A 14,602-nucleotide genomic window follows, 5' to 3' on the forward strand; every position below is an offset into this window, starting at 1 on the left:
TCCCCGAAGCAAAGACAGGAGCATCCTCATGCCCATTCCCTCGTTTCAGTTCCGCCCGAAGTACGTCTCGTTCGACTGCTACGGCACGTTGATCGAGTGGCCGATGACCCCCATCACGCGTGAGCTCGTCGGCGACCAGATCCCGGCCGAGCAGTGGGACCAGTTCGTCAAGGAGTTCCGCGGATACCGCTACGACCAGGTCCGCGGCGAGTACTACGCCTACGAGCAGGTGCTGCAGGACTCCTTCGAGCGGGTCTGCCGCAAGTGGGGCATCAAGGCGGCCCCGGACGCGGGCAAGCGGCTCGCCGACGGCGTGCGCAGTTGGGGCCCGCACGCCGACGTGCCGGAACCGCTGAAGAAGATGGGCGAGAACTACAAGCTGGTGATCCTCTCCAACGCCGACGACTCCTTCCTCGAGGAGAGCGTGCCCCGGCTCGGCGCGGACTTCCACGCGGTCTACACCGCCGAGCAGGCCGGCTACTACAAGCCCCGGTACGGCGCGTTCGAGTACATGCTCGACCAGCTCGACGCCTCCCCCGAGGACTTCGTGCACGTCTCCTCGCACACCCGCTACGACCTGATGCCGATGCACGACATGGGCTTCCGCAACCTCATCCTGCTGGACCGTGGCAACGACCCGGTCACCCACGGCTACGACTACGTGACGGTGAAGTCCCTGGACGAGCTCAACCAGATGCTCGGCATCTGACTCGCGACACACACCCACTCACCCAGCACCTTCTTCTAGGTAGGCCCCCGGTCGCGCGCGGCCGCCGATGAGCCCTACGCGTTTCCGTCCGCCGACTCACGGCGTCCCGGCTCCCCCCCGTCGGGACCCGTGCATCGTCCCCGCATCACGGATTCCCCCGTATCCCCAGCGTTCTCCAGGAGGCACCGCCATGGAAAGCAACCGGATAGGCCGCAGAACCGTACTCCGCACCGCAGGCGCTCTGGCCGCCGCCACCACGGTGGCCGGCTGCGGCACCCTCATGGGCACCGGCGAGAGCCGCGGCTCGTCGGGCGGCGGCAAGAAGCGGCTCGTCGTCAGCAACAGCGGTGGCGCCTACAACGACGCGCTGACCCAGGCGATCTACGAGCCGTTCGCCAAGGAGACCGGCATCACCGTCACGACGGTCAACTACCAGTCGGCGCAGATCATCGCCCAGGTCAAGCAGGGCCGTCCGCAGGTCGACCTGATGGACAACACGCTGCTGAACTTCCAGAAGATGACGCGGCTGGAGTGTCTGGAGCCGATGGACCATGACCGGCTGAAGAGTGTCAAGGGCGCCCAGATCGCGGAGCACAACCTGCCGGAGCACGCGGTCGGCAAGAACGTGTGGGCCAGCGTGATGGCCTACCGTACGGACAGTTTGAAGCGTGCCCCCAAGAGCTGGGCCGACTTTTGGAACACGCACTCCTTCAGTGGCCCGCGCTCCCTGCAGAGCCCGGATGCCGACATCCCGGAGCTGGAGTTCGCGCTCCTCGCCGACGGCGTGCCCAAGGACAAGCTCTACCCGCTGGACCTGGACCGGGCGTTCGCCTCGCTCTCGCGGATCCGCGGCGATGTCAAGAAGTTCTGGAACACCGGCGCTCTGCCGGCGGTGCTGCTGGGCCGCAAGGAGGTCGTCGCGACCAGCCTGTGGGGCGGGCGTGCGGATGAGCTGATCAAGCAGGGGATGCCGGTCGCCTACCAGTGGAACGAGGCGCGCCGGCTCACCAACGGGTGGGGCATTCCGAAGGGCGCGGGCAACACGGACGCGGCCTACCAGCTGATCGACTTCTCGCTGCGCCCCGAGGTGCAGGCGGCGTTCGCCAAGCTCTCCCCGACGGGCGGCCCGGTCGTGCCCGCCGCGACCGAGCTGCTCTCGGACGACGTGCTCGCCACGCTGCCGACCTCGCCGCAGAACCTGAAGACCGGGTTCGACGCCGATGTCGCGTGGTGGGACAAGAACCGTGACGTCGTCGCCAAGCGCTGGCAGGAGTGGGCCGATGCCTGAGCGGACCCAGAGTCTGACCGCCGGAAAGCTGTCCGCCGACGACCTCGCCGTTGCCCTGGCCCCACGCTCCTCCTCACCGACGGGCAAGTCGCTGTCGGTGACGGGGCTGCGCAAGTCCTACGGCGGGACGACCGTGGTCGACGGCGTGGACATGGAGATCGCGGCGGGCGAGTTCGTCACCTTCCTCGGCTCCTCCGGTTCCGGCAAGACGACCACGCTGATGATGCTGGCCGGGTTCACCGAGCCCGACTCCGGCACCATCACCGTCGACGGCCGGGACATCACCCGGCTCAACCCGGGCAAGCGTGACTTCGGTTTCGTCTTCCAGCAGTACCTGCTCTTCCCCCACATGACCGTCGCCGAGAACGTCGCCTTCCCCCTGCAACTGCGGGGGGTGGACAAGGCGGAGATCCGCCGCCGGGTCGGCGAGAGCCTGGAGGCGGCGGGCCTGTCGAAGTTCGCCGGCCGCAAGCCCCGTGAACTGTCCGGCGGGCAGCAGCAGCGCGTCGCCCTGTGCCGGGTCCTGGTCTACCGCCCGCCCATCGTCCTGATGGACGAACCGCTCGGGGCGCTGGACAAGAAGCTGCGCGACCAGATGCAGACCGAGATCAAGTCCATCCAGCGCGAACTCGGCCTGACCGTCATCTACGTCACGCACGACCAGGAGGAAGCCCTGGTCCTGTCGGACCGCATCGCCATCATGAAGGACGGCCGCATAGAGCAGTTCGCCACCCCCCGCGGCCTCTTCGAACGCCCCCGCACCCCGTTCGTCGCCGACTTCCTCGGCGCCGCCAACTTCCTCACCGGCAAGGTCGAGGACGGTGGAGCAGACGACTGCACCCGGGTACGGCTGGACGCCGGCGGCGTCCTCACCGCCCGCGCCCACCCCTGCGTGCCCGGACAGAGCGTGCGCGCCGCGGTGCGGCCGGGCAAGCTGCGCCTGGTCAGTGCCGAGGAGGGCTGTTGTACCGGCACGGTCGAGACGGCCGTCTACGTCGGCTCGCTCACCCGGATCACCGTCCGCCTGGACGGCGCCGCTCCGGGAACGCCGCCGCTGCGCATCGAGACCGCCGCCGCCCCGCCGCGTCCCGGCGAGCGGGTCTGTGTCACCGCCGACCGTGAGGACGTCAGTGTCTTCGACGAGACGGACGGGGGGTGAGCCGTGGCCGGCACCGCTCTCGCACCCACCAAGGTGCGTGTGAAAACGTCCGCGATGCGCGGGCACCGCTCCCGGATCGCGCTGGTCAACGCCGTCCCCGTCACGGTGTTCCTGCTGGTGCTGTTCGTGTACCCGATCATCGGGGTGCTCTCCCTCAGCCTGAAGGGCGACACCGGCGGGTTCACCCTGCACTGGTACGCCGACGCTCTCAGCGGCGTGAACCTGTCCGTGCTGCTCTCCACCCTGCGGATCTCCGCCGAGACCGCGGTGCTCAGTCTCCTGGTGGGTTTCGTCCTGGCGCACGCCATCGCCCGGATGCGGCCGGTCTTCGCCGCGCTGGCCATGCTGATCGTGGTCGTGCCGCACTTCATCAGTGCCCTGGTCCGCACCTACGGCTGGATCATCATGCTCGGTGAACACGGCCTCATCAACACGCTGCTGACCTCGCTGCACATCCCCGGTGCGCCGTTCTCCCTGCTCTACAACGAGACCGGTGTGGTCATCGGCACCACCTCGGTGATGCTGCCCTACACCGTCCTGGTACTGCAGGGCGTGATGCGGGGCGTCGACGGCCGGCTCCTGGCCGCAGCGGCAGGTTTCGGCGCGAGCCGGTTCACCATCTTCCGCAGGATCTACCTGCCGCTGGTCGCGCCCGGTATCGGCACCGCGGGGCTGCTCAGCTTCATCCTGTGCCTGGGCTACTACATCACCCCCGCCCTGATGGGCGGCGACAAGCAGACCGTCGTCGCGGCGCTGATCGATCAGCAGGTGATGAAGCAGGACCAGTGGAACTCCGCCGCCGCCTTCGGCGTCATCCTCCTCCTGCTCACCTTCGCCGGCCTGGGCGTACTCGGCCTGGCCAGGCTCCGCCGCGCCAAGGCACACGCACGAAGGAGCAGCTCATGATGGAACTGCCTCCCACCCGGGCCGGACACATCGGCCGCGCCCTGAGCGCCACCGCCATCCTGCTGTTCCTGGCCATGCCCATCGTGATCATCGTGGTCACCTCCTTCGGCGCCGACGGCATCGGCACCTTCCCGCCGAAGGAGTACAGCACCCACTGGTACGAGCAGATGGCTGCACCCGGCGGGAACTGGACCACCTCCATCGCCCTGTCCAGCCTGGTCGCCGCACTGACCACCGTGTTCTCCCTGATCCTGGGAGTCACCGCCGCCACCGCCCTGGCCCGCGGCCGCCTCCCCCTGCACACCGCCGTCTACGGACTGGTCCTGGCCCCCATGCTCATCCCCCAGGTGGTCATCGCACTCGGTCTGTTCCTCTTCTTCGAACCCGTCGGCATGCTCGGCAGCCCCCTGGCCATCGCCCTCGGCCACACCGTGCTCGCCGCACCGGTGGCGATCCTCATCATGATCTCCACCCTCAAGGGCATCGATGAACGACTCGAAGACGCCGCCGCCAGCATGGGCGCCAACAGGCTCACCATCGCCCGGCGCATCACCTTCCCCCTGGCCACACCCGGCCTCATCGCCGCCGCCGTGTTCTCCTTCATCACCAGCTTCGACGAGTTCTTCATCGCGCAGTTCATGTCCACCCCCGACACCCGCACCCTGCCGGTCCTGGTCTTCAACGCCCTGCAGTTCGACGTCGACCCGACCGTCACCGCCGTCAGCGCGGTCCTCATCGCCCTGGCCGTCCTCGCCCTCGCCCTGGTCGCCGTCGTCCGCAAACTCGGCGGCCACCGCAACGGCCAGAACGTCCTCCCCGTCGACCCCCTCACCTGAGCCTTGCACAGGCACAAGCCGCGCTACCGCTGACAGCGCCGTCGGCCGGGCCCCTGGTGACGCCCGGCCGCGCCTCCACTTCGTAACTCCCCGCAGAGGACCCGCAATGAAGACGATTCCCTACTGGATAGAAACCGCCGGGGTGCTTCCCGACCGGTCCGGCAAGCCGCTGACCGAGGACACCGACCTGGTGGTCGTCGGCGCCGGACTGACGGGTCTGTCCACCGCCCTCCACGCCGCCCGTAAGGGCGCCCGCGTCACCCTCGTCGAGAAGGGCCAGATCGGCTCCGGTGCCTCCGCGCGCAACGGCGGCATGGCCAACCTGGGCTTCACCATCGGCGTACGCCAGGCCATCCGTCGGTACGGACCCGAACGGGCCCGCGAGATCTACAACTCCTACGGCGAGGCCGTGGACACCGTCGAGCGGCTGGTGAACGAGGAGTCCATCGACTGCCAGTTCCGCCGCGTCGGACGCCTGGGCGTCGCGTCCCGCCCCGCCCACTTCGAAGGCAAGAAGGCCCAACAGCGCGACCTGGCCAAGCACTTCGGACACGAGACCACTCTGATCGGTAAGTCCGAGCTGCGTTCCGAGATCGGATCCGACGCCTACCACGGCGGCCTGCTCGACCCGTTCAGCGCCGCACTGCACGTCGGCCGCTTCGTGCGCGGCATGGCCGAGGCGTGCGAGCGCACCGGTGTCGAGATCCACGAGCGCAACGCGGCCATCAGCGTGCGGCGTACCGCCGCCGGCCGGTTCGAGGTCAGCACCGAGCGCGGTGTGATCCGCGCCGGGCAGGTCATGATGGCCACCGACGCCTACACCGACAAGAACTTCCCGTGGCTGCGCCGCCAGCAGGTCTGCCTGGGCAGCTTCATCATCGTGACCGAGCCGCTCGGCGAGGAGCTCGCCCGGGACATCATCCCGAAGGCCCGCCTCATCGTCGACTCCAACCAGGTCTGCCACTACTTCCGGCTCACCCCGGACAACCGGCTGCTGTTCGGCGGCCGCGCCCGCTTCGCACCGTCGGACCCCACCTCGGACAAGAAGAGCGGGGCCGTCCTGTTCCGCGAGATGTGCGAGATCTTCCCCCAACTCTCCCGGACAAAGGTCGAGTACGTGTGGGGCGGCTCCGTCGGCTTCGCGATGGACCGCATCGTGCACGCCGGGCAGACCGATGACGGCGTCTACTACTCCATGGGATACGCGGGCCACGGCGTGCAGATGGCCACGCACATGGGGCAGGTCATGGCCGAGGTGATGGACGGCCACCCCGAGGTCAGCCCCGTCCGCGACCTGGCCCCGCCCCGCATCCCCCTCTACAACGGCACTGCCTGGTTCCTGCCTTTCGCGGGCGCCTACTACAAGACGCTGGACCGCATCCGCTGACCGGTCGGCAGCCCCTCTGCACATACAAGGAGATACCCACGATGACTGTCGTCCGTGATGTTCCCAAGCAACTGTTCATCGGCGGTGGCTGGCAGGACGCGGAGTCCGGCCGGACCCTGTCCGTCGACAACCCCGCCACCGGCGAGGAACTGTGCCAAGTCGCCGACGCCTCCCCCGCCGACGGCCGGCGTGCCGTCGAGGCGGCGGTCGCCGCGCAGGCCGCCTGGGCCGCCACCCCGCCCCGCGCCCGCAGCGAGATCCTGCGCCGCGCCTACGACATCATCATCGCGCGCACCGAGGACCTCGCGCTGCTGATGACCCTGGAGATGGGCAAGCCCCTGGCCGAGGCGCGGGCCGAAGTCGCCTACGGCGCCGAGTTCTTCCGCTGGTTCTCCGAGGAAGCCGTCCGTATCGACGGCGGCATGACGACCGCCCCCGACGGCAAGAACCGCCTGCTGGTCACCCGTCAGCCCGTCGGCCCCTGCCTGCTCATCACCCCCTGGAACTTCCCCCTCGCGATGGGCACCCGCAAGATCGGCCCCGCCATCGCCGCCGGCTGCACCATCGTCCTCAAACCCGCCCCCCAGACCCCCCTGACCAGCCTCGCCCTCGCCGCCATCCTCAAGGAAGCCGGCCTCCCCGACGGCGTCCTCAACATCGTCACCACCACCGACGCCGCCGGCGTCGTCGAACCCCTCCTGCGCGGCGGACAGATCCGCAAACTCTCCTTCACCGGCTCCACCCAGGTCGGCCGCATCCTGCTGGCCCAGTGCGCCGACACCGTCATACGCACCAGCATGGAACTCGGCGGCAACGCCCCCCTCATCGTCTTCGACGACGCCGACCTCGACACCGCCATCGAAGGCACCCTGGTCGCCAAGATGCGCAACATGGGCGAATCCTGCTGCGCCGCCAACCGCATCTACGTCCACACCTCCATCGCCGACGAGTTCGCCACCCGCCTCGCCACCCGCATGGCCGCCCTCACCGTCGGCCCCGGCACCGAACCCGGCACCGACGTCGGCCCCCTCATCGACGTCGCCGGCCGCAGCAAGGCCCACGACGTCGTCCGCGACGCCGTCAAGCACGGAGCCACCGTCCTCACCGGCGGCGAACTCCCCGACGGCCCTGGATGCTTCTACCCGCCCACCGTCCTCACCGGCATCTCCGCCGTCGCCGCCATCAACGACACCGAAGTCTTCGGCCCCGTCGCCGCCATCCTCACCTTCGACGACGAGGACGAGGCCATCGCCGCCGCCAACAACACCGAATTCGGCCTGGCCGCCTACCTGTTCACCCAGCACCTTGACCGTGCCCTGCGCGTCAGCGAACGCCTTGAGTCCGGCATGATCGGCATCAACACCGGACTGGTCTCCAACCCCGCCGCCCCCTTCGGCGGCGTCAAGCAGTCCGGCCTCGGCCGCGAAGGCGGACGCGTCGGCATCGACGAGTTCCTGGAGTACAAGTACATGGCCGTCCCCGTCGGAGCCTGAGATGCGCGACCGACTCGTCGTCCTCTACCGCGGCAACCGGCCCCCCGCCACCGCACGCATCGAACGGCTCGCGGACACCGTCTACGCCACGGAGGAGGAACTGCCCTACCTCCTCCCCGGCGCCGACGTCCTCCTGGCCTGGGTGACCATCACCCCGGCCATCCGTGAGGCCTGGCCCGACAACCCGGAGAAGGCACCCCGCTGGGTTCACGCGGCCTCCGCGGGCGTGGACTCCTTCCTGTTCCCCGCCCTTGTGGACGATCCGGGCGTTGTCCTGACCAACGCCCGGGGGGTCTACGACCAGCCGACCGCCGAGTACGTGCTCGGCCTGATCCTTGCCCTCGCCAAGGACTTCCCCGGCACCTGGGAGCACCACCGACGCCGTGAGTGGCGTCCGCGCCCCAGTGACGGCATCACCGGACGCACCGTGCTGGTCTGGGGGACGGGGCCGATCGGCCGGGCCATCGCCCGGCTGCTGCGCGCCGTCGGGATGCGTGTGTGCGGCGCGGGCCGCAAGGCCCGCACGGACGACCCCGACTTCGGCACGGTCCACGGTGCGACGACCCTGCGCTCCGCCCTGACGGAAGCGGACTACGTCGTCCTGGCCGCACCCCTCACCCAGGGCACCCGGGGCATGGTCGACGCCCCCGTGCTCGCCGCCATGAAGCCGGGGGCGCGGCTGATCAACGTAGGCCGGGGCGGACTCGTCGACGAGGAGGCGCTGGTCGACCACCTCGCCGCCGGACGGCTCGCCGGTGCAGCCCTGGACGTGTTCGTCCAGGAACCGCTGCCTGCCGAATCACCCCTGTGGGACATGCCCGGCGTGATGATCTCCCCGCACACGGCGGGCGAGACCACCAGCGAGCGGGACGCGCTCGTCGAGGTGTTCCTCGACAACCTCACCCGGCACATCGAGGGCCGGCCGCTGCGCAACGTGGTGGACAAGCGGCGCGGATACGTGGTCGACGAGACGCACCCCGCCTGAGAGCGAGTAGCACGCGCCCCGGCCGGTAACTCCTACCGGCCGGGGCGCGTGCAACTCGTCTTTGTGGTGCGCACCGTTGCCCTTATGGTGCTTCGCATGCTCGGCCCGGACCGTGCCGTCGAGCCGGCCGCCACGTTCCGCTGCCGCTTGCGCGAGGCGCTGGAGAACCGGCGGCAGGCTTCGCCACTCACCGCCTGCGGGCCGCGGGCACGGAGAACCCCTTCGATCTGGGACTCTCCGTGCGCCAGCTGCTTTCCGCGTGGCGACGCCGAGCAGTACGGATGGGACCGGGCGGCAGCCGCCGGTCTCATCGCCTCATACCCCATCGCCAAGCTGGATTCCGGCCACAGCGCGTGCCTCAGGGCATCGAGGACACGCGCCTTCTGGACAGGCTGCCCTCGCGAGAGGTCTCGCCGACGGTCGTGCCCTGCGGCATCGGCGTTACGACACGGTCAGGTAGATCTTGCGCACGGTTTCGATGGTCTTCCAGATACCGACGAAGCCCGGCTTCATGACAAAGCTGTCGCCTGCCTTGTAGACCGCCGGCTCGCCACCTTCCGGCGTGATTTCGATGACGCCGGAAAGGATGTGGCAGAACTCGAAGAGCTCGCCCTTGATCGGAGGCGGTCTCGGCGAGCCGCGCGACCATCGGCTCCAGGGCCGTGGTGGTGACCGTCATCGCCCAGCCGCTCCCGATGTGCCGACCTCAACCGCGGCCGCCCACGCCTGGAGGCCCTCGTCCACCGCCGTCTCGTCGATAACGAGTGCCGGGATCATGCGGACGACCTGGTTCCAGGCGCCGCACAGCAGCAGGAGCAGCCCCTCGTCGACCGCGGCGCGCTGCACCCGGGCGGCGGTCTCGGGGTCGGGGCTGCCGTCCTCGGTGACGAACTCGGTGGCCAGCATCAGCCCGAGGCCGCGGACATCGCCGATACCCGGGGTCCGGTCGGCCACCGCCTCCAGGCCCTGGCGCAGCCGCTTGCCCATCGCCTCGGCGTTCTCGACGAGCTTCTCGTCGCGTACGACGTCGAGGGTGGCGACGGCCGCCGCGCAGGCCACGGCGTTGGCGCCGTACGTGCCGCCCTGCGAGCCCGGCCACGCCTTGGTCATCAGCTCCTCGGAGGCTGCGATGCCGGACAGCGGGAACCCGCTTGCCAGACCCTTGGCGGTGACGAGGATGTCCGGAGTGACGCCGAAGTGGTCATGGCCCCAGAAGCGGCCCGTGCGGCCGACGCCGGTCTGCACCTCGTCGAGGATGAGGAGGAAGCCGTGGCGGTCCGCGCGCTCCCGCAGGCCCTCCATGAAGGCGCGGTTGGCGGGCACGTAGCCACCCTCGCCGAGGACCGGCTCGACGATGATCGCTGCCGTGTCGGCGGGCGAGGAGATCGTCTGGAGCGTGTAGTCGAGCTCCTGCAGCGCGAAGCGGGTCGCGGTCTCCTCGTCCCAGCCGTAGCGGTAGGCCGACGGGAACGGGGTGACGACCACCCCGCTCATCAGCGGTGCGAAACCGGACCGGAATCGGGTGCCGGAGGTGGTCATGGCGGCGGCGGCGACCGTACGGCCGTGGAAGCCGCCGTGACACACGATGACGTTCGGCCGGCCCGTGGCCTGGCGGGCCAGCCGCAACGCGGCCTCGACGGCCTCGCTGCCGGAGTTGGTGAAGAACAGACTGTCCAGTCCGGCCGGCAGCACCTCACCGAGCTTGTCGACGAGCCGGCGCAGCGGCTGGTGCATGACCGTCGTGTACTGGCCATGGATCAGCGTGCCCGCCTGCTCCTGCGCCGCCGCCACGACCTTGGGGTGGCAGTGCCCGGTGCTGGTGACGCCGATGCCGGCGGTGAAGTCGAGGTAACGGCGGCCGTCCTGGTCGAAGAGGTGGACGCCCTCGCCCCGGACCGCCACCACGGGCGTGGCCTGGCGAAGGTGCGGCGACAGTGCGGTCATGTTCGTCTCCCGGCCTCGGTGTTCGTCTGCTGCGCTGTCCCGAGCATCTCCGCGGACCAGAGGTGCGCCAACGTGCGATCTGTCCGGCCGGGCCGTGACATCCGGACGTTGTGTCAGCCGGCTCGGGGCGTGCCGGGTGCCGCTTCCCGCCGGACCGCTCTTGCGCAGGTCAGCGACGCTTGTCACAGTTGCCGGACACCCCCGGAATCTGGGCTTCGTGCCCACTCTCGGCTCCGCCCAAGAGGAGCCCTGAGCAGGGCCACCGCCATGGAGACTCCGTGAACTCCGTGAACGACAACAACCCGGCCGGTCAGGGAGCCACCCGTCCGGTCACCGTGGCCGACGTCCTGGCCCTTCCCGTCCTGGCCGCCGGACGGCCCCAGGTTGTCACCGGCGTGCCGCACCTGGACCGGCCCGTCAGGTGGGTCCACATCACCGAACTCACCGACCCCGCCTCCTTCCTCAAGGGCGGCGAGCTCGTCCTCACCACCGGTATGCCGCTGCCGCAGGACGCGTCCGGCGTGCGCCGGTACGTCGACGAACTCGCCGACGTCGGGGCCGCGGCACTGGTCATCGAACTCGTACGCCGCTACCACCGCCCGCCGGACACGCTCGTCGACGCCTCTCGCCTGCGCGGCCTGCCTCTCGTCACGCTGGCCAAGGACGTCAACTTCCTTGAGGTCACCCAGGTCGTGCACGCGCTCCTGCTGGGCAACCAGACGGACGCCATGCGCCGCACGCAGCGCATCCACGAGGCGTTCACCGCTCTCACGCTGCGCGGAGCCGGGCCGGAGGACGTGATGCGCGCGGCGGCGGAGATGAGCGGCCACACGGTCGTCCTGGAGAACCTGGTGCACCAGGCACTGATCTGCGCACCGTCCGGAGGCGCGATGGAGGAGGCGCTCACCGACTGGGAACAGCGCTCCAGAGCCACCGGGCCCGGCGACCATACGGCGATCTGCGGCCCGGAGGGCTGGCTCACGACACCCGTCGAGTACCAGGGCGAACGCTGGGGCCGTGTGGCCATGCTCCCCACGCGCACCGACGACGGGCCGGCCTTCGGCCCGCAGGACATCACCGTGCTGGAGAGGACCGCGATGGCCCTGACCGTCGCCCGTCTCATCCACCCCACTCCCTGGGAACGCACCGCACACCGAAACGCCCTGCGCGACCTGGTCGAACAGCGCCACCGCTCTGCGCAGGACGCCCGCGCCCGCTGCGCCGCACTGGGCCTGCCGACCGATCGGGACCGGTTCGTCGCGATCCTCGTGGACCTCCGCGCAGGGGACTGGGGCCCCGGGCTCGAGACCCGCCTGTTCGAGGATCTCCGAACGGCAGGCGTCTCGGCCCTCGTCGGCGAGCTGGCCCCCGGCCGCCTCGGCATCCTGCTGGCTCCTCGTCTCTCCCAACCCTGGCGCCCCATCGTCGAGCGCCTGTGCGGCACCGCACTGAGCCTGGCCCCACAAGCAGTCGTGACGGTCGGCTCCGAAGTCACGCATCTCTCCGACACCGCCCGTTCCTTCCGCGAGGCGGCCCGCGTCGTCGAGGCCACCCCGCCGGGCCAACCCCTCCCCCCCGACCGGTCCTTCCACGAGCTGTCCGACATCGGCCTGCGCCGCCTGCTGTACGCCCTGCGCGAGGACACCCGGATCCAGGAGTACGCCGAACAGCAGCTCGGGCGGCTCATCGACTACGACACCCAGCACGGCACCGACCTGCTGGCGACCCTGCGCCACTACCTCGAAGCGGCCGGCAACAAGACCAACGCCGCTCGCCGGGGCGGCCTGTCGCGCGACACCATGTACCAACGCCTGCGCACCATCGAGCGTCTCCTCGACCGCGACCTGGAATCCGGCGAACAACGCACCGAACTCCACACGGCTCTGACGGCGCGCGATGTGTTTCGAGCCCACTGACGTGCAACGACCTACGGCCTGATCCAGCATGACCGGGAGCCGATCCTGGGCCAGGCACGATTCGAACAGCAGCGACCAGACATGGGATGTCAACGGGTCGGCGCCGGAGAGGGAAAGAGCGGCGAACAGGCCGTCGGAGCAGCGGCGGTAGGACGAAGCGACGCAGACCTCACCTCGGCACCACCGAACCCAAAATTCACGCATCCATGGGATGTCCTGGCGGTGATCTGCGTGATATCTGTACCAGGGCGCTCAAGGGCCGGTCAGGGTCGAACCCGCCCGCTCGGCAACGCTCACAGCGCACGAGGCTCCCCACCACGCCGTTCTGTCAGTACGTCAGGCGCCCGCCGACGCCGACGGGACGGCGCGGCGGCCGAGTTGCTGACACGGACGGCGATCAGTCCCGTCGATTCAGCACTCACTCACCGAAGAGGACGCCTGCCTTGAGAAAGTCCTGGATTCTTCCCCTGGTCACGCTTGCCACTGCCGCGCTCGGGGTGATGGCGGCAGGTGTGACCCCTGCCTCCGCCGCCCCCAACACACCTTTGCGGGTCATGCCGTTGGGTGACTCCATAACCTGGGGTGTGGGCAGCAGTACGGGCAACGGCTACCGGGGCCCGTTGTGGAACAAGCTCGCCGCGGACGGCCATCCGCTGGACTTCGTCGGCACGTTGCGGGGCGGGTCGATGTCCGATCCCGACAACGAAGGCCACTCCGGATACAAGATCCACCAGATTGCCGCACTCGCCGACGCTTCACTGACCCGCTACCGGCCCAACGTAGTGACGCTGAAGATCGGCACCAACGATCTCAACGAGAGCTACCAGGTCTCCACCGCCACCGATCGGCTGAGGTCGCTGGTCAACCAGATCACCGCCGCCGCCCCGGACGCAACCGTCCTCGTGGCCTCCCTGGTCGTGTCCACCAGCGGCTCGGAGGAGCAGTACAGGGCCGCGTACAACCAGGCCATCCCCCGGATCGTGAGCGACGCACAGGCCGCGGGCAAGCATGTCGCATACGTGGACATGAGCAGCCTGACCACGGCCGACCTCGCCGATGCCCTGCATCCCAACGACTCGGGCTACCAGAAGATGGCCGACGCCTTCCACCGCGGTGTCCAGGCCGCGGACAGCGCCGGGTGGCTGAAGAACCCCGCACCCGCCGCCGCACGCGTGCAGTCCGGCATCACCGGCAAGTGCATGGACGTCAACGGCGCCAACACCGCCGACGGGACCGCCGTCCAGACGTGGAGCTGCGGCGACGGTGCCAACCAGTACTGGTCCGCCTACACCGACGGCACCCTGCGCTCCATGGGCAAGTGCCTCGACGCCGCCGGCGGGGCCACCGCCAACGGCACCAAGGTGCAGACCTGGGCCTGCCACGGCGGCGCCAACCAGGTCTGGCAGCCCTACAACGGCGGCTACCGCAACCCCGCCTCCGGCCGCTGCCTCGACATTCCGGGCTCCTCCACGACTGACGGCACACAGCTCCAGCTGTGGGACTGCCACGGCGGCTCCAACCAGAAGTGGACCACTCTGACCGCCGGATGACCCCCGCTCCCGGGACCTGAGCCCTTCCGGGCTCAGGTTCCGGGACAACACCGGTGGCGGGCGCCGCCGGGTGGCGACGCCCGGCGTGGCCGGGGCCAGTGGTCCGATGGCCTGACGGCGATACCCCGTGTGCGTGAGAGGCCGTGCCCAGCACGCCGAGCCCACGCCGCACCCCTCGGAAAGCCGAGTGTGGAGCCGGCCCTGAAGAGGGGTGCCGTCGAAGCGCTTCGACGATGCCATTTCCCTTGACGGGCTGTCAATGGAGCCAGTTGGGGAAAGTTTCTCACCGTCAAGACCCTTGTTTCGCACGAAACTTGTCCGTTAACTTTCGCCTGCCAAGCGAAGCGCTTCGACAGCTCCGCCGTGGGGAGGCCGCCGCCATGAGTCATGAGTTGAACCGCACAAGCTCCGTCAGCGCAGCAGCCTCGG

At 69.5% G+C, this 14,602-nt stretch carries 12 protein-coding genes and 1 pseudogene; 11 read left to right on the forward strand and 2 right to left on the reverse strand.

Going from position 1 to position 14,602, the window contains the following annotated elements:
• The first annotated feature begins 28 nt into the window (after window positions 1-28).
• The 9 genes and pseudogenes from AB5J49_RS05760 to AB5J49_RS05800 form a co-directional block, all read left to right on the forward strand.
• On the forward strand, window positions 29-709 hold the full coding sequence (locus AB5J49_RS05760) for a haloacid dehalogenase type II (protein ID WP_369167355.1): 681 nt from the start codon (window positions 29-31) through the stop codon (window positions 707-709).
• 190 nt (window positions 710-899) lie between these two features.
• On the forward strand, window positions 900-1,997 hold the full coding sequence (locus AB5J49_RS05765) for an extracellular solute-binding protein (RefSeq protein ID WP_369167356.1): 1,098 nt from the start codon (window positions 900-902) through the stop codon (window positions 1,995-1,997).
• On the forward strand, window positions 1,990-3,156 hold the full coding sequence (locus tag AB5J49_RS05770) for an ABC transporter ATP-binding protein (RefSeq protein WP_369167357.1): 1,167 nt from the start codon (window positions 1,990-1,992) through the stop codon (window positions 3,154-3,156). Before AB5J49_RS05765 ends, AB5J49_RS05770 begins: the two co-directional genes overlap by 8 nt.
• 3 nt (window positions 3,157-3,159) lie before the next feature.
• Window positions 3,160-4,062, forward strand: a complete 903-nt coding sequence (locus AB5J49_RS05775; RefSeq protein ID WP_369167358.1) for an ABC transporter permease — start codon at window positions 3,160-3,162, stop codon at window positions 4,060-4,062.
• A complete protein-coding gene (locus tag AB5J49_RS05780) occupies window positions 4,059-4,898 on the forward strand; it encodes an ABC transporter permease (protein WP_369167359.1) in 840 nt (279 codons plus the stop codon). The genes AB5J49_RS05775 and AB5J49_RS05780 overlap by 4 nt, the downstream gene beginning before the upstream one ends.
• Before the next feature lie 106 nt (window positions 4,899-5,004).
• Window positions 5,005-6,285, forward strand: coding sequence for an NAD(P)/FAD-dependent oxidoreductase (locus AB5J49_RS05785; RefSeq protein WP_369167360.1), 1,281 nt, complete (start codon window positions 5,005-5,007; stop codon window positions 6,283-6,285).
• 41 nt (window positions 6,286-6,326) lie between these two features.
• Window positions 6,327-7,778 carry an NAD-dependent succinate-semialdehyde dehydrogenase gene (locus AB5J49_RS05790; protein WP_369167361.1) on the forward strand — a complete coding sequence of 484 codons (1,452 nt, stop codon included), beginning with the start codon at window positions 6,327-6,329 and terminating at the stop codon, window positions 7,776-7,778.
• 1 nt (window position 7,779) lies between these two features.
• Window positions 7,780-8,763, forward strand: a complete 984-nt coding sequence (locus AB5J49_RS05795) for a D-2-hydroxyacid dehydrogenase (RefSeq protein ID WP_369167362.1) — start codon at window positions 7,780-7,782, stop codon at window positions 8,761-8,763.
• Window positions 8,764-8,988: 225 nt separating this feature from the next.
• A pseudogene (locus tag AB5J49_RS05800) lies at window positions 8,989-9,117 on the forward strand (VapC toxin family PIN domain ribonuclease); the annotation flags it as partial.
• An 87-nt stretch (window positions 9,118-9,204) separates the two neighbouring features.
• On the opposite strand, the gene AB5J49_RS05805 reads toward AB5J49_RS05800, so the two are convergent.
• Window positions 9,205-9,381, reverse strand: coding sequence for a cupin domain-containing protein (locus AB5J49_RS05805; RefSeq protein ID WP_369175053.1), 177 nt, complete (start codon window positions 9,379-9,381; stop codon window positions 9,205-9,207).
• Window positions 9,382-9,438: 57 nt separating this feature from the next.
• Window positions 9,439-10,707: an aspartate aminotransferase family protein gene (locus tag AB5J49_RS05810; protein ID WP_369167363.1), complete on the reverse strand. Its 1,269-nt coding sequence runs from the start codon at window positions 10,705-10,707 to the stop codon at window positions 9,439-9,441.
• A 287-nt stretch (window positions 10,708-10,994) separates the two neighbouring features.
• Between AB5J49_RS05810 and AB5J49_RS05815 the strand changes: the two genes are divergently transcribed.
• Together AB5J49_RS05815 and AB5J49_RS05820 are read left to right on the forward strand one after the other, a co-directional pair.
• Window positions 10,995-12,623 carry a PucR family transcriptional regulator gene (locus AB5J49_RS05815; RefSeq protein WP_369175054.1) on the forward strand — a complete coding sequence of 543 codons (1,629 nt, stop codon included), beginning with the start codon at window positions 10,995-10,997 and terminating at the stop codon, window positions 12,621-12,623.
• A 443-nt stretch (window positions 12,624-13,066) separates the two neighbouring features.
• The gene (locus AB5J49_RS05820; protein WP_369167364.1) at window positions 13,067-14,173 is read left to right on the forward strand and encodes a ricin-type beta-trefoil lectin domain protein; all 1,107 of its coding nucleotides are present in this window, start codon (window positions 13,067-13,069) and stop codon (window positions 14,171-14,173) included.
• Window positions 14,174-14,602 lie beyond the last annotated feature (429 nt).

Source organism: Streptomyces sp. R28 (genome assembly GCF_041052385.1).
Lineage (GTDB): Bacteria > Actinomycetota > Actinomycetes > Streptomycetales > Streptomycetaceae > Streptomyces.

Coding starts and splice junctions, on each gene's coding strand:
- AB5J49_RS05780 (WP_369167359.1), top strand. CDS start 4,059: ATGATGGAACTGCCTCCCACCCGGGCCGGACACATCGGCCGCGCCCTG.
- AB5J49_RS05760 (WP_369167355.1), top strand. CDS start 29: ATGCCCATTCCCTCGTTTCAGTTCCGCCCGAAGTACGTCTCGTTCGAC.
- AB5J49_RS05770 (WP_369167357.1), top strand. CDS start 1,990: ATGCCTGAGCGGACCCAGAGTCTGACCGCCGGAAAGCTGTCCGCCGAC.
- AB5J49_RS05785 (WP_369167360.1), top strand. CDS start 5,005: ATGAAGACGATTCCCTACTGGATAGAAACCGCCGGGGTGCTTCCCGAC.
- AB5J49_RS05765 (WP_369167356.1), top strand. CDS start 900: ATGGAAAGCAACCGGATAGGCCGCAGAACCGTACTCCGCACCGCAGGC.
- AB5J49_RS05795 (WP_369167362.1), top strand. CDS start 7,780: ATGCGCGACCGACTCGTCGTCCTCTACCGCGGCAACCGGCCCCCCGCC.
- AB5J49_RS05790 (WP_369167361.1), top strand. CDS start 6,327: ATGACTGTCGTCCGTGATGTTCCCAAGCAACTGTTCATCGGCGGTGGC.
- AB5J49_RS05810 (WP_369167363.1), bottom strand. CDS start 10,707: ATGACCGCACTGTCGCCGCACCTTCGCCAGGCCACGCCCGTGGTGGCG.